The organism is uncultured Lactobacillus sp. (genome assembly GCF_945290125.1).
GTDB lineage: Bacteria > Bacillota > Bacilli > Lactobacillales > Lactobacillaceae > Lactobacillus > Lactobacillus rizhaonensis.
Genome location: NZ_CALYQV010000010.1, coordinates 24,598 through 46,298, shown reverse-complemented (window position 1 = coordinate 46,298; position 21,701 = coordinate 24,598). Strand labels below are relative to the sequence as shown.

19 protein-coding genes are annotated in these 21,701 nt (G+C 32.9%); 15 read left to right on the top strand and 4 right to left on the bottom strand.

Annotation, left to right across the window (positions count from 1 at the left end):
• A partial coding sequence (locus tag Q0K80_RS03075) for a class II fructose-bisphosphate aldolase (RefSeq protein WP_294602952.1) occupies positions 1-506 on the top strand: 506 nt, incomplete at its 5' end.
• A 126-nt stretch (positions 507-632) separates the two neighbouring features.
• Here Q0K80_RS03075 and Q0K80_RS03070 read toward each other — a convergent pair.
• Entirely contained in the window at positions 633-1,601 is a 969-nt protein-coding gene (locus Q0K80_RS03070; RefSeq protein ID WP_294602949.1) for an AraC family transcriptional regulator, read from the bottom strand.
• A 134-nt stretch (positions 1,602-1,735) separates the two neighbouring features.
• On the opposite strand from Q0K80_RS03070, the gene Q0K80_RS03065 reads away from it, so the two are divergent.
• Positions 1,736-3,031 carry a PTS transporter subunit EIIC gene (locus Q0K80_RS03065; protein ID WP_294602946.1) on the top strand — a complete coding sequence of 432 codons (1,296 nt, stop codon included), beginning with the start codon at positions 1,736-1,738 and terminating at the stop codon, positions 3,029-3,031.
• A complete protein-coding gene (locus Q0K80_RS03060) occupies positions 3,031-5,289 on the top strand; it encodes a family 78 glycoside hydrolase catalytic domain (protein ID WP_294602945.1) in 2,259 nt (752 codons plus the stop codon). Before Q0K80_RS03065 ends, Q0K80_RS03060 begins: the two co-directional genes overlap by 1 nt.
• Positions 5,290-5,413: 124 nt before the next feature.
• Here the strand turns inward: Q0K80_RS03060 and Q0K80_RS03055 are convergent, their stop codons facing one another.
• The gene (locus Q0K80_RS03055; protein ID WP_294602942.1) at positions 5,414-5,983 is read right to left on the bottom strand and encodes a histidine phosphatase family protein; all 570 of its coding nucleotides are present in this window, start codon (positions 5,981-5,983) and stop codon (positions 5,414-5,416) included.
• A gap of 128 nt (positions 5,984-6,111) precedes the next feature.
• Here Q0K80_RS03055 and Q0K80_RS03050 point away from each other — a divergent pair, with 128 nt between their 5' ends.
• The 11 genes from Q0K80_RS03050 (at position 6,112) to Q0K80_RS03000 (ending at position 17,049) form a co-directional block, all read left to right on the top strand.
• The gene (locus Q0K80_RS03050; RefSeq protein ID WP_294602958.1) at positions 6,112-6,978 is read left to right on the top strand and encodes an aldo/keto reductase; all 867 of its coding nucleotides are present in this window, start codon (positions 6,112-6,114) and stop codon (positions 6,976-6,978) included.
• Positions 6,979-7,408: 430 nt separating this feature from the next.
• Positions 7,409-8,230: a PRD domain-containing protein gene (locus tag Q0K80_RS03045; RefSeq protein ID WP_294602940.1), complete on the top strand. Its 822-nt coding sequence runs from the start codon at positions 7,409-7,411 to the stop codon at positions 8,228-8,230.
• A gap of 13 nt (positions 8,231-8,243) precedes the next feature.
• A complete protein-coding gene (locus Q0K80_RS03040; protein WP_294602937.1) occupies positions 8,244-10,190 on the top strand; it encodes a PTS glucose transporter subunit IIA in 1,947 nt (648 codons plus the stop codon).
• Between the two features lie 10 nt (positions 10,191-10,200).
• Positions 10,201-10,980 (top strand): dienelactone hydrolase family protein, encoded by a 780-nt coding sequence (locus Q0K80_RS03035; RefSeq protein ID WP_294602935.1) that lies wholly within the window; start codon positions 10,201-10,203, stop codon positions 10,978-10,980.
• 276 nt (positions 10,981-11,256) lie between these two features.
• Complete coding sequence (locus tag Q0K80_RS03030) at positions 11,257-12,747, top strand: PRD domain-containing protein (protein ID WP_294602932.1); 1,491 nt, start codon at positions 11,257-11,259, stop codon at positions 12,745-12,747.
• Complete coding sequence (locus Q0K80_RS03025) at positions 12,728-13,165, top strand: PTS sugar transporter subunit IIA (RefSeq protein WP_294602929.1); 438 nt, start codon at positions 12,728-12,730, stop codon at positions 13,163-13,165. Before Q0K80_RS03030 ends, Q0K80_RS03025 begins: the two co-directional genes overlap by 20 nt.
• Positions 13,166-13,173: 8 nt before the next feature.
• Positions 13,174-13,659 carry a PTS sugar transporter subunit IIA gene (locus tag Q0K80_RS03020; RefSeq protein ID WP_294602955.1) on the top strand — a complete coding sequence of 162 codons (486 nt, stop codon included), beginning with the start codon at positions 13,174-13,176 and terminating at the stop codon, positions 13,657-13,659.
• Positions 13,660-13,661: 2 nt separating this feature from the next.
• Positions 13,662-13,991: a PTS fructose transporter subunit IIB gene (locus tag Q0K80_RS03015; RefSeq protein ID WP_294602926.1), complete on the top strand. Its 330-nt coding sequence runs from the start codon at positions 13,662-13,664 to the stop codon at positions 13,989-13,991.
• Positions 13,992-13,996: 5 nt separating this feature from the next.
• Complete coding sequence (locus Q0K80_RS03010; RefSeq protein ID WP_294602923.1) at positions 13,997-15,115, top strand: PTS fructose transporter subunit IIC; 1,119 nt, start codon at positions 13,997-13,999, stop codon at positions 15,113-15,115.
• A gap of 84 nt (positions 15,116-15,199) precedes the next feature.
• Positions 15,200-16,099, top strand: a complete 900-nt coding sequence (locus Q0K80_RS03005) for a ketose-bisphosphate aldolase (RefSeq protein ID WP_294602921.1) — start codon at positions 15,200-15,202, stop codon at positions 16,097-16,099.
• Positions 16,100-16,269: 170 nt separating this feature from the next.
• Positions 16,270-17,049 (top strand): dienelactone hydrolase family protein, encoded by a 780-nt coding sequence (locus tag Q0K80_RS03000; RefSeq protein ID WP_294602919.1) that lies wholly within the window; start codon positions 16,270-16,272, stop codon positions 17,047-17,049.
• 156 nt (positions 17,050-17,205) lie between these two features.
• Here the strand turns inward: Q0K80_RS03000 and Q0K80_RS02995 are convergent, their stop codons facing one another.
• Both Q0K80_RS02995 and Q0K80_RS02990 read right to left on the bottom strand, forming a co-directional pair.
• Positions 17,206-18,486 (bottom strand): serine hydrolase, encoded by a 1,281-nt coding sequence (locus tag Q0K80_RS02995; RefSeq protein WP_294602916.1) that lies wholly within the window; start codon positions 18,484-18,486, stop codon positions 17,206-17,208.
• Positions 18,487-18,689: 203 nt separating this feature from the next.
• Positions 18,690-19,556, bottom strand: coding sequence for an RluA family pseudouridine synthase (locus Q0K80_RS02990; protein ID WP_294602914.1), 867 nt, complete (start codon positions 19,554-19,556; stop codon positions 18,690-18,692).
• A gap of 84 nt (positions 19,557-19,640) precedes the next feature.
• On the opposite strand from Q0K80_RS02990, the gene Q0K80_RS02985 reads away from it, so the two are divergent.
• Positions 19,641-21,698 carry a PBP1A family penicillin-binding protein gene (locus tag Q0K80_RS02985; RefSeq protein ID WP_294602912.1) on the top strand — a complete coding sequence of 686 codons (2,058 nt, stop codon included), beginning with the start codon at positions 19,641-19,643 and terminating at the stop codon, positions 21,696-21,698.
• The last annotated feature ends 3 nt before the right edge of the window (positions 21,699-21,701 follow it).

The window sequence follows — 21,701 nt, the reverse complement described above, 5'->3', positions numbered from 1 at the left end:
AAATTGGTAAAATTGGTGAAAACCAAGGAGCTGATGGTGGAGAATTAGCATCTGTTGAAGACGCAAAAACTTTTGTAGCCGCAGGTGTTGATAAACTTGCTTGTGGTATTGGTAACATTCACGGCGTTTACCCAGAAGGCTGGAAGGGATTGAACTTTGATCGCTTAAAGGAAATTGCTGATGCAGTTTCTGTACCATTGGTATTACACGGTGGTTCAGGCATTCCTGAAGAGCAAGTTAAGAAGGCTATTTCCCTTGGAATTTCTAAAGTTAACATTAACACTGAATTCCAATTAGCTTTCCAAGCTGCTACTCGTAAGTACTTTGAAGCTCATAAAGATGAAGACAAGGACAACAAGGGCTATGACCCTCGTAAGCTTCTTCTTCCTGGTACTGAAGCAATTACAGCTTCAATGAAGGAAATGATCACTTGGCTTGGTACTCCATCAATTGATGACAAGATTAAGTCAGCTGGTTTTGACAAGAGCTCATTGAATTTGGAATAATAAAATAAAAAGTTTGAAAAAACTTTAATTTACAGGCTAATAAATTACGTTGATGAGACGTTAATTTATTAGCCCTTTTCTTTTTCCAAACTTTTATCTATTCTTTTTGATCAGACTTTATTTTTACTACTGTTTTTTCTTTCTAATTTCCAAAGGAAGTTCGTGGTATTTTTCTCTAAATTTCTTATAAAAAAAGGTTGTATTTGAAATACCAACTGAATTAGCAATTTGATAAACCGAATCATTACTATGCAATAGCTTCTCATAGGCAACTGACAGTCTTTTATCAGTTAAGACATTTGAAAAAGTATCTCCAAGCTTTTCTTTAAATAGGTTGCCTAAATAATTTCTATTATAATTATATTTAGTAGCAATACGATTGAGTGATATTGTTTGATAGGAGTTCATTATCTCTCTTAAGATTAGTAATACTAGTTTATCTTGTTCACTATCATAAATAGTTTTTGAATTAATATTAATATTACGAAATAATAATTTAAAAAAAACATTTATGTATGAGTCTAGTATGGAATCCGCATTTTTTTGGTTTTGTAAATATTCTGTAATCATTAATTCCACTATTGTTTGTAAACTAGATTCGGTATCTTCTTTTTTGAATAAAAGAAAATGTTTGTCAAAAATATTAGAATAATATAGGTTTCCAATCGTATCATTTTCACTGATTTTATTTAAATTATCAAATGCATAATTAATATCTCTAAAAACAATATTTATAAGAATATCTTTAAAGTCAAGTGACTTAATAGAATGTACTGTTCCTATATCCAATAGCAACAAATCTCCACTTTCAAGAATTATTCTTTGACCATTAACAATTTCTTCTGCTTTTCCACTGAGTACGTAATTGATTTCCACAAATGTATGTGAATGCTTGGGATATGAGGCAAAGCGATTATGCTTCGCAATATAAATCTCTCTGTTTTTAATAAATCCAGTTGTAAAAATAGGTATCTGTGAATTTTCTAAACTAATAAGAGTTTTATTTTTAAAATCGCTATGGAATTTGTGGTCAATTAATTGAGAAGACTCAATGGGATTAGGCTCAAGCAATTGAGCGTATATATTTTTTTCCATTATTCTTACCTGTATTTTTGTTCTAAATGATTAAACTTTTTGATATTGTAGCATTAATATGAATCGCTTACAATTCGAATTGAAAGAAAAAGTAAATGCATTTACATAGAAAGTGATAACATGGAGATTCAATTATGAAAACAAGTCAGACAGAAAAAATACAAGGAAAATTGGGAAAATTATCAGCTTTTTTCAATTCAAATGCGTATATTCAAGCAATTAAAAATGGAATGCTAGCTTATGTACCATTTACTATTATAGCGTCAGTATTTTTAATAATTGGAAGTTTTCCAATTCCAGAAGTAACTAGTTTTTTAGCTTCTCTTTTTAAGTTAAGTGTAAATGAATTCGCTGCAAGATTGGGAATAGTAAACGATGCTAGTTTAGTAATTGGCGGTCTAATTGTTTTGCTAGCTATATCAAAAAACCTTGCGATTGAAATGAAGTTAGATGATACACCGATAATGTTAACAGCATTAGTGTGTTTCTTTATTTTGACACCTTATCAGCTTGATAAAAATGGTAATAACATACTTCAGGTTACAAACATAGGGGGTCAGTCTATCTTTTTAGCAATAGTTGTTTCAATTCTTGTCGCTATCATTTATAGAACTATAGATAAAAAAGGGATTACAATAAAATTACCATCTTCAGTGCCACCTGCTGTTTCAAAACCTTTTGAATCAATTATTCCTTCATTGATTGTTATAACTGTCTTTTGGGTTATAAGAATAATTTTAGGAACATATTTTAATTTGAGTGCGCTTGAGATAATTAATAAGATTCTTGGTACACCATTAAAAGCAGTTGGAGGATCAATTTTTGGTATTGTAATAGCAAAACTGTTTTCACAATTTTTATGGTTTTTTGGTATACATGGAGATAGTATCGTTAATAGCGTAATGACACCAATTCTACAGGTATTGCAAGATCAAAATAAAACAGCTTATTTAACGCATAAAGCACTACCTAATGTTATAAATCAAAGCTTTTGGGATCAGTTTGCCAGCATTGGTGTAGCAGGTGCTATAATTGCCATAACTATAGTTGCACATAGCGAAAGATACAAAGCACTAAAAAAAGTTGCACTTATACCTTATATTTTTGGAATAGGTGAACCAACTTTATTTGGTATTCCATTGATGCTTGATTTTACTTACTTTATTCCTTTAATAATAACTCCGGCAGTTTCAGCGATTATTTCATACATAGCATTTGTTACGAATTTAGTTCCAATACCCAATGGAACGGTTCAAGTTCCTTGGACTACCCCTCCAATTATTAGTGGATTTTTAGTAACTGGAAGCTGGCGTGGTGCAATCTTACAACTTGTTTGCTTCATTGTTGCTACACTCATATGGATACCGTTTGTTAAAATTGCAGATGAACAAAATTTAAAATTAGAGATTAAAAATGAAAAAGGGAAATAATGACTAGAACTTTTCAGGGACATTGGTTAACGCGAAGACATATTAATTATGGTTTAAATGAAGAGAAATATTATCAAAAAAATCCATCAGTCATATATTCTGGGAACTTTAATTTAGAAAAAGTAATTTCCTTAAAGTTAAAAATATGTGTGCTAGGTTACTATATTTTAAAAATTAATGGTAGACTCGCAAGCAATACTGTTTTGAACAACGATTGGACCTATTTTTCGAAAAGAAAATACTACGATGAATATGACATTACAGGCCTGATTCATTTAGGTGAAAATTTTATAGAAGTTGAATTAGGTAATGGTATGTATAATCCATTTCCCTTAAAGTTTTTTGGAAAACATAATTTTCGCCATGGTTTAAAAGATGTTGGAGAACCTAAATTTGTCTTAGATCTTTTAGATTTAGAAGGTAATGTCATTTTTACCAGTAATAGTGCTTGGCATTTAATGACAGGTGATCGTATTTTTAATAATTTATTTTTAGGTGAAGAAGTTGATTCTTCTTTTAAAGGGAAACGGCTATCTTACAAAACTGTAAAACTTACTGAAAAAGAACAGCAAACACTAGTTAAAAGTTTTATTCCAAAAATTAGAGAATTTGAACCTATTCACTTTGTAAAAATGAGCAAGAAAGGTGAAAAGTTAGTAATTGACTTCGGAAAAACAACTTCTGGCTTTTTAAAATTAAACTTTGAATGTACAAAAAATAAAAAAGTTCAGATATTTTATTGCGAAACTAAAGAAAATGGGAAATTAGCTTATGAAACTTCTTTTGCAGGCGGAATTGGAAATATTCCAGGAATAACAGGTGGACCTGGTTCTCCTGAAAAAGCATTTGAAAAGGATGTAATATATGCTAAAAAAGGTACAAATAACTTTAAAAATAAGTTCACTTATCATTCATTTAGGTATATTGAAATAGAAAATTTGAGTATTGATGAAATAAATAGTATATTTGCCATACCTGTGCATACCGATTTGAGTCAAACAGGTTTGGTTAAAACAAATAATACTTTTTTAAATAATTTATTTGATGCCGGTATTAATACAAGATTAAATAATGTACATTCAGTTTATGAAGATTGTGCACGTGAACGCCTTCAATACGGAGGAGATATTGTTGCTTTAATTACAGCAATGAGTGACACTTTTGATTTAAGCCAGTTTAATCGTAAGGTAATTGATGACTTCTTGTTAGGTCAAACCGATAGAGGTGGAATACCTGAAACAGCTCCTTATATGGGTATTCAAACAAACGGTACAGGAGACGGTGAAGGACCTTTATTGTGGCAAATAGTTTTTCCTTATCTTATATATAAATATTATCAATATTATGCGGATCAGAAATTTGTAGCTGATCGTTATCCATACGTTAAAAAGCAATATGACTATCTAATGTCATGGGATTTATCAACATTAGCTCAAAAAGATATTGGTGATCACGCAAGTCCGAAACTAACAAATTTTTATGAAGCGACGCCTGACAAAACATTTGTGGGTTATTGCACAATATTATTATTCAATGAATTGACAATCAAAATATCTAACATTTCGGGTAAAGAAACAAATGAGTTATTAGAAGAAAACAGAAAAATTAGGAAAACAATTGATCAACTTTATAAAAATGAGGATGGTACATATGGCCAAAGGTCTCAAACTGCATATGCTTTTGCGCTTTTCCTGAATCTGGGAAGTAAAAATATACTTTTAAAAGGTTTAGAAAAAAAAATTAAAGATGAAAAAAATATATTTAATTGTGGAATTTTTGGTCAATCCATTCTTTATACAATTTTACATAAAGAGAATAGAGACGACATTGTTTATAAATGGCTTACCAAGTCAGGTGAGATTAGTTTTAAACACATGTTATCCAACGGAAATCAAGTTTTAAAAGAACAGTTTACTGATGGAAAACTTTCTGACTCTGGTAATCATGCAATGTTTGCTAGTTATCTAAAATGGTATTTTGAAGCTTTAGGCGGTATAAGTCTTACTGAAAATGCTGTTGGGTTTTCAAAAATTTCAGTTAATCCGTATTTTAATGATGAAGTTACAAAAATAAAAACGTCAATTAATACAATGCAGGGTAAAATTGACACTAAAACTATATTTAAAAAAAATCATTGGCATTATTACTTAAGCTTGCCAAATAAGATTGAATATACTTTGGGAACAAATTTAAAGTCATTCACCATAACTATGAAAAAGACAGAAAGCAGAACTAATCTACATTTTTGTCAAAAATGAGTACAAAATTCTTTAATGTGAAAGTAAAAAGTTGGGTAATAAAAAGGCTAATAGGTTAGTGTTATTTACTCCGTAAAAGTGGATTAATAATACTAATTATTAGCCTTTTTGATTTTAAATTCCTTCAACAGCTAGGATTAAATATTGACTGCAAACGAAAAATACCATTTTCATATTCGTATTTTAAAACGGCACAATTCTGATAGTGATTATTACGGTTAAATATATTATATTTTTCCCACTTTCTATAAAAATTAGCTATAGCTCCGGCATGGGAGACGATTAAAATTTGTTTATGGCATGAAGATTCTACAATCTCTGTAATCGCTTTATTGATTCTAAAAGCTACCTGACTTTGAGATTCGCCACCAAACTGAACAAAAAAATCATTGTACGGTAGTGGAGGATTAAGGTGCTCTCCCTCACCTTCATACGCACCAAAATTCCATTCTCGTAAATCTTTATGAGTTTTAAAGGGTAAATTAGTAACTAATTTTAAAGTATCTATTGCCCTTTCAGAAGTGGAGCAATGTGCTTCTTCTAAAGTAATCTGCTCATTTTCAAAATATTCTTTTTTTGTAGTTTGTGCTTGTTTAATTCCCAGAGAGGTCAGTGGTGAATCACAAAAGCCCTGAATCTTGTGTTGGACATTAAATAAAGTTTGTCCGTGACGCATTAAGTAAACATTTTTCATAAATTTGCCTTCTTTTATCTATTTAAACTTAATTGTAACTAAAAAAGTTTTAAAAATCTAAGTGAAAAATGATTGACTTAAACATGAAGTTAAGCGTTATACTCAAAAAAAGGCATAAGGAGGGCAAAATTATGATTTTTGAAGAAACATTAACACTTAATAGCGGGGTAAAAATCCCTAAACTGGCATTGGGAACATGGAAAATTCCCGATAATGAAGTAGCTTCACCAGTCGAATCTGCTTTAAAAATGGGTTATAGGCATCTTGATACTGCTCAAGCTTATCATAACGAGAGTGGAGTAAGTCAGGGGATTAAAAATTCAGGTATTGCTCGGGACCAAATTTTTGTTAACTCAAAAGTAGAGGCCGAAATTAAAGACTATCAAAAAGCTAAAAAATCTATTGATGAAACTCTTTTGCGAATGGATCTTGATTATTTAGATATGATGATTATCCATAATCCACAGCCATGGAAAGAGGTAAACCAATCTGATGATCGGCATTTTGCAGGTAATTTAGAAACTTGGCACGCTTTAGAAGACGCTTTGAAAAAAGGAAAATTGCGTGCTATTGGAGTTTCTAGTTTTCAACCAGAAGACTTGCAGAACTTAATTGACAATAGTGATGTTAAGCCTATGGTTAATCAAATTCTTTGTCATATTGGTGCAACACCTAAAAAACTAATTGATTTTTGTCAGCAGCAAAATATTATAGTTGAGTCTTTTTCACCTGTTGCGCATGGTGAAGCTTTAAATAATGCAATAATTCAAAAAATGGCAGAAAAATATCATGTTTCAGTTGCACAACTTTGTATTCGTTATGATTGGCAACTTAACACAGTAGTTTTACCTAAGTCTGTCAATCCAGAACATATGAAGCAAAATTCCGAATTGAATTTTGAAATAAGTGAAGATGATATGGCTACTTTGGAAAATATTAATACTTTTGATTATGGCTTTGCCAGTCATTTTCCAGTTTTTGGCGGAAAAAGATAAGTTAATGTCATAAAAAGTTTTACTTTGGAATTTTGAGGTTAATGCCTTAATGATGTCAACTAAGTAGTATAAAAGTATTTTAAGTCAAGAACTCTCATTTTATGAACTATAGCCAAAATTTATAAAACTTGGAAAGCGGAAACTTTTGTAATCCAAACTTTTTCATATATTTTCTTAAGAAAAATACTACAAATTGCGAAACTTAAATCTTAGATAGACATATTGAAAAATTATATCTTTTGAAATCGCTTGCAATAGGGACAAAAATAAAATATAATAATTTCAGTGAAATTGTTAGCTTTGGCGCAAAATTCATGAAATTAAATATGGGTGCTATTTCGTTTTGAAAGCAAGACCAAATATTAGACTATTTTAAAATAGTTAATATTTGGCCTTTTTATTTTGGCTTAAAACGGAAAGGAGGTAGAAAATGAAGATTCTTCATAAACTAAATAACAGTGCAGCTATTTGTACCAATAGTTTTTCAAACTCAATTATTGTTATTGGCAAAGGAATTACTTTTGGTAAAAAAGAAGGAGATGAAATAGATAAGTCGAGAATTGACAAAATTTACACTAACGCTGATCAAAAAATTACCAAGCTAATTGAACAAATACCTGATGAATATTTTGAAATGGCCACTATTATTATTCGCTATGCAGAAAGAAAATTAGAACAGCCACTTTCAGATGATGCCTACTTTGTTATTTCAGATCATATTGAAGGAATAATGTATCGCTATAAACATAGTATTAGTATGCCTTTTGGTTTTATGCAGGAAGCTGAACTTTTTTATCGCAAAGAATTTCAAGTTGCGGAATGGATATTAGATTATTTGGATGCTGCTTTAAATGTTGAATTATCTAATGATGAAATTGGTTTTTTAACTATAGATGTTGTGAATTTGATTGGGAATAACAACGGAATGAATGAGCTCAAGCAGATAATGGAAGTTGTAAAAGAAGTCGAAGGGGAAGTAAATGCAGCTTTTCCCAATCTTGATAAAAAAAGTTTTTCGTATAAAAGGTTTAGAACACATTTGCAATACTATGCTTATCGCTTTGTATCCAATCAGGAATATCACGATCAAAATATCAAATTTGATTTTGATCAAGAATTTATTACTAATACAAAACAGCTAATAAAGAATATTAATAATAAGCTGAAAGAAAAATATGGACATTCAATGGACAAATTAGAACAGAAATATTTGTTGTTACATCTACAACGTCTAATTTATTCAGATAATTGAAATGAGGTAAAAAATGGCTTTAGATTACAATAAGATGTCTCAGGAAATTTTGCAGTATATTGGTGGCAAGGACAATTTAACTTCAATTAATCATTGTGCTACAAGATTAAGACTAGGCATAAAAAGTACTGAAAATGTCGATAAAAAGAAGCTAACTCAAATAGAGGGCGTTCTGGGAGTAGAAATAATTTCAAACCAAGTTCAGGTCATTGTGGGTCAAATTATAGAAGATCTTTATAATTCTTTTGGGCAGATTGCCGGTTTTTCAGGTTCAAGAAATGTAGAGAATAAGCAAAGAGTAAAAAAGCGCAAAAACGTTGGTACTCTTTTTGTGGAGTTTTTGGAGTTAGTCGCTAAAATTATGGCCCCTGTCATTCCTGCCTTAATTTGTGCCGGCTTTTTCTCGTTAATTATTATAGTTGCACAAATGTTTTTCCAATTGAAAACTACTGATTCAACTTATATTATTTTAAATAGTTTGGGCCAAACAGCTCTATACTTTTTGCCAGTCATGGTGGCATACTCATCAGCTAAGCAATTTGATACGGATCCAATTTTATCAATCATGCTAGCTTGCTTCTTACTTTATCCCGACTGGAATAATTTGGTTGCAAAAGGTTCTGCAACGGGCTTTACATCTTATTTTGGGTTGCCAGTTCATTTGCAAACATACAATGGTCAAGTAGTTCAAATTATCTTATCCATTTGGATTATGAGCTTACTTGATCGTTGGCTTAAAAAAATAATTCCTAATTCAATTCGTTATTTTTTAAAACCAGTATCTTTACTACTTTTAATGTCAATTATTACATTAACTTTGACGGGACCGTTAGGCGGTCTGTTTACGAATGGTATTAGTACATTCATAGCATTCCTTAGAAAAACAGTGCCATGGCTAACAGTACCAGCTATATATACTTTTGCAATGACAGTTGGTGTATTCATGCCGGGCTTCCACTTGGCATTAATTCCGATAGCAACTCAAAATTTAAGCACTCTAGGTTATGATGATATTATTAACATTTGGTTTATGGCAGGTACGCTAGTACCTGGATTCGTAGCATTATGGGTTGCATTAAAATCAAAAAATGTTAAAGGAAGAAATATTTCCTGGACAGCTGCTATCTCAGCTCTATTTGGTGGTGTTTCAGAACCGACTATTTATGGTATTCTATACAAAATGCCAGTTTTGTATGCTGTAGATTTTGTCACTGGCTTAATTTTAAGTATATACAACGGAATAGTAGGGACGAAAGCATATGCGTATGGTGCATATTATTTAACTAATCTACTTTTGTTTTACAATGCAAAGGATCCTAATAATTTAATCAAAGCAATAGGAGGAATTGTGCTTGTTGCGATAGTATCCTTTATAGGTGTTTGGTTCACCAAATGGTCATGGAATGATGATGCCAAAGTAGATCAAATGTCATTAAAATCTATTTTTAATAGGAAAAAATCAGATAATGACACCAACAGGTCAAATGTTAGTCATAAATTTAAAGAGGCTAAACAGTTGTCAAATCTAAAAAGTGATATCGTCTCTGCTCCCGTAATAGGCAAAATTATTTCTCAAAGTGAAATAAGTGACCATGCATTTTCTAGTGGAAGTTTAGGAAGCTGCTTTGGAGTTAAGCCGGAAAGTGATGACGTCTACTCTCCAATTGACGGTAAGGTTAATTCAATTGCGCCAACAAAGCATGCGATTACGATCAGAGGTGATCATGGTGATGAAGTAATGCTGCATTTAACTTTGGATTCAATGAAACTTCAGCCAAATGATATTTCCGTACTAATTAAACCAGGTGATCAAATTGCACAAGGGCAAAAAATAGCTGTATTGCACCGAGAGAGACTAAAAAAGCGTAAGTTGGATGATACTGTAATTGTAGTGTTACTAAACTCAAACAAATACAAAAACATAAAGTTTGAGAAAAACAAGCTTATAGCTGAAATTTAAGGAGATAATTATGAAAGAAAAACTTTGTTTTGTGAAATGTATTGATCATGAAGTACCATTGCAAATAGATTTACCAGATAAAGGTCAAAAGTTTCCTGCCATACTTTTAATTCACGGATTTATGTCAGCCAAAAATTTGGATGGTCATATGTTACAAAAAATAAGTTTGCAACTGACCAAAAATGGTATTGCTGCGGCAAGAATGGACCTTTGCAGTATGGGTGAAAACATCTGCTCACGTGAAAAATATGGTATGAGGATTATGATTGATGAGGTTAAGGCATGCTTTAATTACTTACAGTCTTTACCATATATTTCTGAAAAAAATGTAGGTATGCTGGGTCACAGTCTTGGCGGTCGTTTAGCTTTTACTTGTTCAACCCTGCCTGCCAAATTAATTGTCACGTTAAATGGTGCAGTCAATACCAATGAGATTATGGTTCCTTCATATAATAAATTGGAAATGAAGCAGTTAGGTTATGGTATTATACATACTAGTGATGGGAGAGTCGAGTTAATATATCAGAAATTTGAAAAAGACATGAAAGATACTCTTAATATGAATATTAGTAACTTTAAAAATCCAATATTGGTTTGTATTGCAGCTAACGATCCTACTCTTGATCCGAATATTGGACTTAATTTTGTCAAAAACTGTCATATGGAAAATGTTGATTCTGTTGTTATTGAAGGAGCAAATCACACCTTTAATGCCAAAACAGGTGATTATACCAAATTAATTGAATTGAACAAACAAATGATACCTTGGATTTGTCGAAATATAAAATAATTTTGTATTCCTGATATCAAGTTAACTAATATTATTTATTAAAAAGAAATTTTAAAGCATAAAAAAGCTTTCTAAGCCAATTTTTAGTTTAGAAAGTTTTTTTGATTCAAAAATATTGAATTTAGTCAGACAGAGTGACGAAATAAAGTAAATTTTAACATGTTTAAATATTTATAATTAATGTAAATGTCCGTTGATTCCTTTTTCAACGGACACTTTTTGATTAATTAAGCGTTTACATAAGTAGCAAAATAAAAATATCAGGAGGGATGATAAGTGCGTAAAGAAATTAGTCAAGAAATTATTGATTATCTTAAGCTTCACAATAAGTTCATTACTTCTGAAGAACTATCAAATGGCTTGAAAGTTTCAAAAAAAACAATTGCCCGCCATATTAATAGTATTAATAACAAATATTCTAAACCAATAATTATTTCCCAAAGGGGGCGAGGCTATGAACTTAATTATTCCAACTACTTAAACGTAGCAAATAATAATGTTCAAAATGATTCATCCACACAACTTAGACAAGAAAACATGCTGGCAAAATTGCTTTTTGCTTCTCCTAGTGAAGTTAAAATTTATGATTTAGTAAACAGTTTATATATCAGCGAATCAGTACTGAGGAATGATGAAAGACAAATAAGTAAAAAAATACATAAATGGAACTTAAAACTAAAAAGCAAACAAAGGTCGGTCCAAATTATTGGTACTGAAAAAGATATCAGAAGTGCTTTGATGGAAGTAGTTCTTCATATTGATAAGTCTACAGATATTGAGACATTACGAAAAAATACGTCTCAATTAGATCAAAAAGACTTTAATTTTGCTTTAAGTCAAGTTGAAATGGCTCTGCGAGTATTAAATGGTTCTTTACCGTATCCGTATAATATAAATTTTTTTGCTCATATTTATGTTTTGTTAATAAGAGCCAAAAAATATAAATCTATGGATAAGTCAATTTCATTAGATACTGGTTTGCAGGCAGAAATTAAAATGAATCCTGAAATTTTTAGTATTTGCAAAAGTATTGTAACTAATATCAAAAAGTACTTGGGTTTTGATAATAAAGAATTGGATCCAGAAGTCTATTACCTATTTAAATACTTACTAACTTCGCGCTTCAATTCGTTTGATGGAATTGTTCTTGATGATCGCGACTTGGCTGATGAAGTCACCGACTTTTTTATTTGTAAGGTATCTAATTATTTGCATTGTGATTTTTCACCATCTATCAAAAATGAAATTAAGAATCATGTTTTAGCAATGATAAGCAGGCTAAAAATGAAGATAGCTCTACCTAATGCCTTGTTAAAAGATATTAAGCTAGAATATCCTCAAGTTTTCAAAGCTACTAAAAAGGCAGCAAAATTGGTCAGTCAAAAATTCAACTTACCAATAATTTCAGATGATGAAACAGGATTTATCTGCTTATATTTTGCTAAATATTACGAAGAAAATAATAAACCTAACAAGAAAATTAAAGCTTATGTGATATGTACAACTGGAATTGGAACTTCAGGAATAATTTCTACCAAGATCAAAAATACTATTCCTGAAATTGAAATTGTAGGTCTTGCTTCGAATTATAATATTGAAACCATTATCAGAAATAAGCCTGAGATTGAGTTGTTAATTAGCACTGTTCCCATTAATTATCAAGGAGACATCCCTGTAGAATTAGTTAGCGCTTTTTTTACAAAAAAAGATGAGCTAAAAGTTAAAAACGTAGTGAGGAAAATCATTAATGACCGAAATTTTGCTTAAAACTTGTGATAGAGATTTGACAAATCAAAGAATAGCTTTCCAAGTTATAGCAGGTATTGTTGCTTGCAAAATGAATGTGAGAAAAGAAACAGTACTGCAAAGTCTATCGACTAGAGAAAAAATCGCTAATACTGCTTTGGTAAAGGGAGTTGCCATTCCTCACATAATCTTAGACCGCAATTTTTCTCCTTGGCTGCTGATTTTTAAATCAAATACATTAATATCTGATTGGAACTGTCTTGATAACTCTAAGGTCAATAAACTTATCTGTTTAATAGTTCCCCGAGTAGTAAAAAAGTCAAGCAGTGGTTTCAGAGAGATAATTGCCATCATGAATAAACTTGCAGATGACACTGTAATTACGAAAATCAATGAAGCCGAAAATGCAGCAGAAATTGCTCAAATTTTAAAAAGATAGGAGGTCATATAAATTTGACTGAAAAAGAAATCGATATTACGAAAGTCATTAATCCAAACTTAATTGACCTTCACTTAAATGGAAAAACTAAAGAAGATGTAATTGAAGAACTCAGTCGTCTTTTGCAAAAGGATGACGATATTACTGACATTCAGAAATTTGTAGATGATGTTTTTAATCGAGAAGAAGAAGGTGAAACCGGCATTGGACAAGGTGTAGCTATCCCTCATGGTAAATCAAAAGCTGTCAAAAATACTATGATAGCGATTGGTTTAAGTGATCATCCAATACCTTGGGAAACTCTAGATGACCAACCTGTTACTGCTGTAATTTTATTTGCAGTTAGAGATCAGGATGCAGATACATTACATTTAAAGCTTTTACAAAAAGTAGCAATTTTATTATCCGACGATACCTTTATTAAGAAATTACATGCTGCTACAAATAAAGATAGTGTTATTAAACTTTTGTATGCAAATAGAGGAGATGATTAATTATGAAAATTGTTTGCGTTTGTGCTTGTACTTCTGGTATTGCCCATACTTATTTAGCAAAAGCTAAGTTGGAAAAAGCAGCAACAGAACTAGGAGATGAGATTCACATTGAGACTCAGGGGACGATAGGTACAGAAAATGCCTTGACACCAGAGCAAATTGCTGAAGCTGATGTTGCTTTGCTGGCAGTTGATATAGCTACTACCGGTAATGAACGTTTTAAAAATATTCCAACTGTAAAAGTTGGTACTTCACTAGTGGTTAAAGCACCTAAAAAGCTTTTAAAAAAAATAGAAGAAGAAATAAAAGAAAGAAAAAGTAAAAAGGAGTGATTTAAATGAAAACATTTGTCACAGGTGCTAAAAAAGCTGGCTCTGCTGTAAAAAAGCATTTGCTAACGTCTATTTCATATATGCTTCCACTCGTTGTAGCTTCAGGCCTATTGATAGCAATAGGAAACCTGATGGGCGGTAAACAAGTTACCAGTTTGGCTCAAATGAACTTTCCTAATAGTATGACTACACTTGGTGTTTTGGGAATGGGCCTTTTACCGTCATTTATTGCAGGTTATATCGGTTATTCAATTGCTGATAGACCAGGGATTGCTCCTGGATTCTTAGCAGGACAAATAGCTTCGTTTTTGGGAGCTGGATTTCTGGGCGGTATAATTGGTGGATTTATTGCAGGTTATATTGCTTTAGGTATTAGAAAAATTAAAGTCCCCCGGTGGGCTAACGGACTTATGCCGATGCTGATAGTTCCTACGGTTACTGCAATTTTTACCGCACTGATAATGTTCTTCTTGTTAGGTCAGCCTTTAACTGCAGCAACAACTGCTCTTAATCATTTTATTACCGGTTTGGATCGGTCACAAAGAGCATTGTATGGTTTCTTAATTGGTTGGATTGGTTGTGCCGATTTTGGCGGTGCTATTAGTAAAATTCCAAATTTAATTTGTGATGGTTTATTGCTTGATGGAATCAAAGGACCAGAAGGAATTAAAGTTTTGGCTGCCATGGTTCCACCATTTGGAATAACAATGTCGTACTTCTTTGCAAAACTATTTCATAAAAATATTTATACCAAAAGAGAAGTTGAGAATATTGAAGTTGCTTTTCCGATGGGATGCTGCATGATTACTGAAGGTGTTATTCCTATTGCAATGAATGATTTGTTACGGACTTTGCCTTGTACATGGATTGGTTGCGGAATAACTGGAATGATTAGTTATGGTTGGGAAAATGAAAGTTCTGTGCCTTCTGGCGGCATCTTTGTTATTCCGGCCATGTCAAAGCCGTTGGTAGCAGTTATTGCACTTGTGGCAGGATCATTGGTAACCGGTATTCTACTGGCAATTATTAAAAAGCCGTTAACTGCTGAACAGGTAAATGAAATAGCAAACGAAAGTCAGGATGATGAAAAGGATGTTGATTTGTCAGGTGTGAATTTGCAATAAATTATATTTTGAGGAAGTGATGCAATTTTCAGTTGTAAAAAGTCGTTAATGTTATTAAGTTTAACTAATATATAAGGAGAAAAAATGACCTTAGTAAATATGAATCAATTGCTTGAAGTAGCAAGAAAAAACAATTTTGCAGTAGGAGCTTATAATGTTTCAAACTTGGAATTAATGAGAACATCAATAGAGCAGTGTGAAGCTGATTACGCTCCAGCAATCATTATGATTCATCCCACAGAATTGAGATATTGTAAGGATGATTTCGTTACTTATGTTTTAACGCGTATTCGTGATAGTAAAATTCCTGTAGCTCTTCACCTCGATCATGGTGATTCTGTAGATAGTGCAGCACGAGCAATACATGATGGCTTTAGTTCAGTAATGATTGATATGTCAGCTGAAGACTGGGATACAAACGTTGTTTTGACTAGGGAAACAGTAACTATGGCACACAGAGTTGGTGTTTCGGTTGAGGGCGAAGTTGGTACTATTGGCCAGACAGGAGTCCATGTTGAGGGGCATAAAAAAGAAGGTATTTATACCACACCAGAAGAGGCACAAAAATTTGTTGAAGAAACTGGTGTTGATACTTTGGCAGTTGGTATAGGCACTAGCCACGGAATATATCCTTCTGATGTGACCCCTAAAATTAGAATTGATATTTTACAAAAAATAGTACAAGCCGTTCCTGATACCCCTTTAGTTTTGCATGGAGGTTCATCTAATCCAGATGAACAGATTGCTGAAGCAGTAAAGAACGGTATTAGCAAAGTAAATATTTCATCTGACTATAAACATGCTTTCTTTGAAAAGACTCGTGAAATTCTGGCCAAAAATGATGGCTGGGATCCGAACCATTTACTGCCAGAAGCAATTGAAGCTGGTAAAAAGGTTATACATCATAAAAATGATCTGTTTAATTCAATTGGTAAGGCCAAATTGTATGAAGGCATTGATCCTTGGAGAGCCGATAAGATTTAATTATAACTACGATTATTAAAAAAAGGTCTAGAACATTGAAATTTCCAGTGGTTGCAGGCTTTTTATATATAAGAAAATAATCACATATTGTTTTGGTGTGTATGCCACAAAATAACAGTATAATATATCTAAATCATAAAATCATTGAGATATACAAGGAGATAAATGAAGTGCGTGAAGAATTACGGTTTTTAAAGTGCATTGATCATGAAGTGCCAATACAGATTGATATTCCAGATGGTGGAGATAAGTTTCCGGCTATGTTGCTGGTCCATGGCTTCATGTCCTCTAGAAACAACGATAATCATATGTTAGCAAGAATCAGTGAAAAAATAGTTGAAGCAGGAATAGTAGCGGCCAGAATTGATTTATGCAGTATGGGTGAGAACCTATATTCTAGAGAAAATTATGGTATGAAAGTAATGACAGAAGAGGTCAAGGCCAGTTTTAAATACTTGCAAAGTTTACCTTATGTTGCAGAAAATAAGGTTGGTTTATTAGGTCATAGTCTCGGTGGACGTTTAGTATTTACTTGCTCAAATTTGCCAGCTAAAATCATAGTTTCTTTAAACGGTGCGATTAATACTTCAGAACCTTTGGAAATGGCATATGATAAATTTGAAATGGAAAATTTAGGTTACTGCATTGTTCATACTAGTAGCGGTGGTGTTGAACTAGTATACCGCAGATTCTTTGACGAACTTAAAACGACTTTGAATAATAACATTAAAAACTTTAAAAATCCGATTTTAGTTGAAGTATGCACCAGTGATCCAACTTTAGATCCCAATATCAGTTTAAATTTTATTAAAAATTGTCACATGTCTAACGTAGATTCTTTTACTGTAGAAAATGCAAATCACACATACAATGTTGAAACTGGCGATTTTACCAAGCTTAATGAGGTAATAGGTAAAGTTGTGCCATGGATTAGTTCGCTTATCAAATAAAAAAAACCAGCTTTCTTAATCAAGCTGGTTATTAGAAAATATTTTTGAGCCTAGCTTTAATGTCAAAAAAGCTAGGCTTTTTATTTTACCTTTTTAAATACCGTTGGTTTATTAAGTGTGCGGTCAGTCCACAATAAAACTTGTTTTTCTTGAAGTTCAATCGGCAATAGTTCGTGCTGGTACAACCTTTCTGCCTTTCTCATTTACAAATATTGGGTAGTCCCATTTACCGATGGTAACCAACAAATCACCATTTTTTTCTTTTAGTGTAATTAAACCATATCCAGGGTTTTCATAATCGCCTAAAGGATTACTCTCTGCTTTAACATTTTGAGGGATTTTACCTTTTTGTTTTCTGATATTTTCTTCACGAATTACAGCTTTTTTATCAACTATCTTTTTAATTTTACTAGTCCAGTCTGTTTCGTGAATATCCAGAACATTATCAATAGTTTGATAAGCTAAAGCAAAAATGGCATCAGTTGAATCCATATTTGTTGTTGACACAAAAGCTAAGTCAAGGTCAGGAACAAAGCCCATGAAAGAACAATAGCCAATATATGAACCACTATGGTAGAAATACTTATGTCCGCGGTAATCTTCCATCATCATTCCCAGACCATAAGCACCAAAATTTGCACCACCATATGCACGGCTGGGAGACATAATAGATTGAGGAAGAAAGTGCTCAGCCATTGCGTTATTTTTGCTTTCTTTTTGCAATTTTAATTGGTATTTTGCCCAAGTTAGCAAATCAGAGATAGTTGAAAGCATGCTGCTGGCACCACCAACTTTACCTGGGGCAATAAATGGGACTTCTTCTGTATCTTCATTATCTCTAATATACGGCTTGACTATTCTTTCCCGTGGTGCCTCGTGATGATTAACATAGGTATTATCCAGATGCAAAGGCTCCAGTAAATGTTCGTGCTCATAAAAGCCATAATCTTGATTGATAGCTTGTTCAAAAGCATAGGTAGCAACAGCAAATATTAGATTACTATATTGCATTTTGTAACGCAGTTCATGATTTGGCTCTAAAAAACCGACATGTTCTGCCTTTTCTTTTAAAGTAAGATCGTGCTTGTTCATATTAGTAAAACGCATTAAGTCGTGAGCTGGCAACCCACTTTGGTGACTTAGAGCATCCCTCCAAGTTAAGTGGTCTTCAGCGTATTTATCTCTTAGTTTAAAACCGGGCCAGTATTTTTTTAATGGCTCATCCAAAGCAATTTTACCTGAATCAGCTAATTGACAAACTGCAGTTGCAAAAAAGGTTTTTGAAATTGATGCTAGGGGATATAAGCTATCCTGCTCTGCATTACCAAAAACGTGACTGTAACTATCACCTTTATGATAAACACCTACACCTAAACTGGGTAAATTAAACGTGTTAATAACATTTTTTGCTAAATCAGCAATTTCTTGATTATTCATGTTCACTCTCAATTTCTTTATATAATTTTTCAATAATAAAATTATACAAGAGCATCTAGTAATTTACACTAATGAAGTCGCGTAATTAAAATAATTGTTGTGCTCAATGTGATATTTAGTTAAATGATCATTACTTTATTATCGAAAACAGCAATAGGAGTTTTTAGCACTTAATACTTGAGTAAAAGCCATTGAAGGATTTTTTACTTGAGTAAAGGTATTTTAGCTTTAGGTAGATTGACTTTTAATTGTTCAAATGAAAATGGCAGTACCAGAGAAATTTGATAAGCGGTTAAATGTAAATATTCTTTGTTTACAAAATTGGGATTATACAAAGGATCACCCACAATCGGACAACCTATTGCCGCTAAATGAACACGGATTTGGTGTGTTCTTCCTGTTTCTAGTTCGAGCTTAATTAAAGCAGTATTATTGCTAAAGTACTTTAGAATTTGGTAATGTGTGATTGCTTTACGTTCGTCAGCAATAATCTTGCGTTTGCGCTTATCAAGTGGGTCTCTTCCTATTGGCAGGTTAATTATGCCAGTATCTGCAATTGGCTTAGTCAGATCAACTACTGCTAAATATTCACGGTGAAAAAGTTTACTGCTTAATTCACGATTTAAAATAGGAACCACCGCTGGATTTTTAGCAACCAAAAGTAAACCACTAGTTAGCATATCCAAACGATGTACAATAAAAGGAGAATAACCTAAATAAGTGGCACAATCATTCAAGGCAGTGGTGGTTTCACTTAAGTTGGGATGTGTTTTTTTCCCTGCGGGTTTATTAATAATTAACAGATTTTGATCTTCGTAAATCACTTCTGGCATTTGTCCACTTGCTGGGTACGTATTTTGACTACTCTCAATGTGACTAAGCCATAGCTCAATTTTATCGTCCGGAAAGACCATTTGATTAAAATAATGATAAGTGCCGTTAATCAAAATTTGGTGTTCAGTTCGCAAGTAATGACGCCATTTGCGTGGGATCAGCAAAAGACGCAATAAGTCGTTTACTGAGCATGGTTTGAGATTTTGGGGAAAATTAAATGTAAAATAATAGCTCATAAATATTTGTTAAATCTTTTTGAAAATAAAGGTAATGTCCTCTAATATGATACAATTTTAATTGTTTCTAAAGGAGCAGATAAAATGGAAAACAATGAACCAAAGAAAAACGATAAACGTGGTTTATGGTACCGTTTTGATCATCGTTTTTTTATCGGTCGCTGGATCATTCTGATTTTGCTTACCGTCATTCTCTTGGTTTGTACTTATTATACCGTTAAAGTTAAAACATCCAATATTCCAAATTTAAAAGCATCATTACCTGCTACGACAGGCATTTATGACCAAAAAAGCCAACGAGCAGGCTCATTATACTCACAAAAAGGAACTTATGTTGAATACAACAAGATTTCACCTAACGTGAAAAATGCTGTAATTTCGACTGAGGACAGGACTTTTTGGAAAAATCCCGGCTTTAGTATTAAGGGAATGGGGCGGGCCGCTCTAAGTATAGTGCTTAATCACGGGCAAATTGCCGGAGGTGGTTCAACTATCACCCAGCAATTAGCCAAAAATGCCTTACTAACTCAAAAACAAACATTTTCGCGTAAAGTTGAGGAACTTTTCTTTGCTATCGAACTTAATCATGTTTATTCCAAAAAAGATATATTAACCATGTATCTTAACAATTCCTATTTTGGTAATGGCGTCTGGGGCGTAGAAGATGCCAGCCAAAAATATTTTGGCAAGAGTGCCAGTCAATTGACAGTTGGTGAAGGTGCAACTTTAGCAGGTATTTTGCGTAATCCTAGCAAGTATAACCCCATTGATCACATGTCTTATGCTTTATCACGGCGTAATTTAATTTTGAGTTTGATGGTTGATAATAAAAAATTATCAAAATCACAGGCTGAAAGCGAAAAGAAAATTGGGTTAACTTTACGTGATACATATCACAATAAAGATGGCTATCGTTATCCCTATTTCTTTGACGCTGTCGTTGATGAAGCAATTAATCGCTATGGCTTAAAAGAAGAAGATGTGATGAATAAGGGTCTAAAAATATACACTACCCTTAATCAAAATTATCAGAGTCAGCTGCAAGAAAGATTTAACCAGGATTATTTATTCCCTCAAAATGCTGCTGATGGTACTAAAACTCAAGGTGCAACTGTTGTAATGGATCCCACTACTGGTGCAGTAAGAGCTGTAGTAGGAGGTCGTGGCAAGCATGTCTTCCGTGGTTATAATCGGGCTACACAAATGAAGAGACAACCTGGTTCTTCAATTAAACCTATCGTTTCATATGCGCCTGCCTTGCAACAAGGCTATCATTATGATTCCCAGCTTTCTAACCAATTGCAGCGCTTTGGGAAAAATGGTTATCAGCCACACAATGTTGACAATGGTTATTCAGATAAAATTCCAATGTATGTAGCTTTAGCTCAAAGTAAAAATGTGCCTGCTGTTTGGCTATTAGACCGCATTGGAGTATCTAAAGGCGTTCAGTTTGCTAATAATTTTGGTTTGAAGGTACCGAAAGAAGATCAAAATTTAGCTTTGGCTTTAGGCGGATTATCAACTGGTGTTTCACCTATCCAAATGGCACGCGCCTATTCGGCTTTTGCTAATAAAGGTAATTTACCGAACAATTCTTACTTTATTACCAAAATTACTGATGCGAGTGGTAATGTTATTGCTGAAAATCACGATATAGGAACCCATCGAATTATCTCTGAAAACACGGCAAAAGAGATGACCACAATGCTATTAGGAGTATTTGCAGGTGGTACAGGGACATCAGCTCAGCCTGCCGGATATCGTGTTGCTGGCAAAACCGGTTCTACCGAAGTTCCTAATTCATACGGTTTTGGTACTAAGGATCAATGGATTGTTGGTTATACCCCAGATGTTGTTGTAGCTACTTGGGTCGGTTTTGATCGCACTAATCAGCAACATTTCATGCATGGTGTATCTGAAACTGGTATCACTAGGCTTTATAAAGCAGAAATGGAGGGCATTTTGCCATACACGGCACAGAATCAATTTAGAGAACAAGCGCCAAGGCAAATTATCCAAAATAACGGTGCTGGTACTGATTGGACAAAAGGTTTTGGCGACAAAATTGAAAAAGGGCTCGGATCTGCCAGTGAAAAGATTAATGAATGGTATAATGACATAAAAGGACTTTTAGGTCACTAATTA

Bases quoted from the DNA above. Each gene is read 5' to 3' on its own strand.
- Q0K80_RS03040 (WP_294602937.1), top strand. From the start codon at position 8,244: ATGGCTTTAGATTACAATAAGATGTCTCAGGAAATTTTGCAGTATATT.
- Q0K80_RS03060 (WP_294602945.1), top strand. From the start codon at position 3,031: ATGACTAGAACTTTTCAGGGACATTGGTTAACGCGAAGACATATTAAT.
- Q0K80_RS03035 (WP_294602935.1), top strand. From the start codon at position 10,201: ATGAAAGAAAAACTTTGTTTTGTGAAATGTATTGATCATGAAGTACCA.
- Q0K80_RS03070 (WP_294602949.1), bottom strand. From the start codon at position 1,601: ATGGAAAAAAATATATACGCTCAATTGCTTGAGCCTAATCCCATTGAG.
- Q0K80_RS02990 (WP_294602914.1), bottom strand. From the start codon at position 19,556: ATGAGCTATTATTTTACATTTAATTTTCCCCAAAATCTCAAACCATGC.
- Q0K80_RS03055 (WP_294602942.1), bottom strand. From the start codon at position 5,983: ATGAAAAATGTTTACTTAATGCGTCACGGACAAACTTTATTTAATGTC.
- Q0K80_RS03065 (WP_294602946.1), top strand. From the start codon at position 1,736: ATGAAAACAAGTCAGACAGAAAAAATACAAGGAAAATTGGGAAAATTA.
- Q0K80_RS03015 (WP_294602926.1), top strand. From the start codon at position 13,662: ATGAAAATTGTTTGCGTTTGTGCTTGTACTTCTGGTATTGCCCATACT.
- Q0K80_RS03005 (WP_294602921.1), top strand. From the start codon at position 15,200: ATGACCTTAGTAAATATGAATCAATTGCTTGAAGTAGCAAGAAAAAAC.
- Q0K80_RS02995 (WP_294602916.1), bottom strand. From the start codon at position 18,486: ATGAATAATCAAGAAATTGCTGATTTAGCAAAAAATGTTATTAACACG.
- Q0K80_RS03045 (WP_294602940.1), top strand. From the start codon at position 7,409: ATGAAGATTCTTCATAAACTAAATAACAGTGCAGCTATTTGTACCAAT.
- Q0K80_RS02985 (WP_294602912.1), top strand. From the start codon at position 19,641: ATGGAAAACAATGAACCAAAGAAAAACGATAAACGTGGTTTATGGTAC.
- Q0K80_RS03025 (WP_294602929.1), top strand. From the start codon at position 12,728: ATGACCGAAATTTTGCTTAAAACTTGTGATAGAGATTTGACAAATCAA.
- Q0K80_RS03010 (WP_294602923.1), top strand. From the start codon at position 13,997: ATGAAAACATTTGTCACAGGTGCTAAAAAAGCTGGCTCTGCTGTAAAA.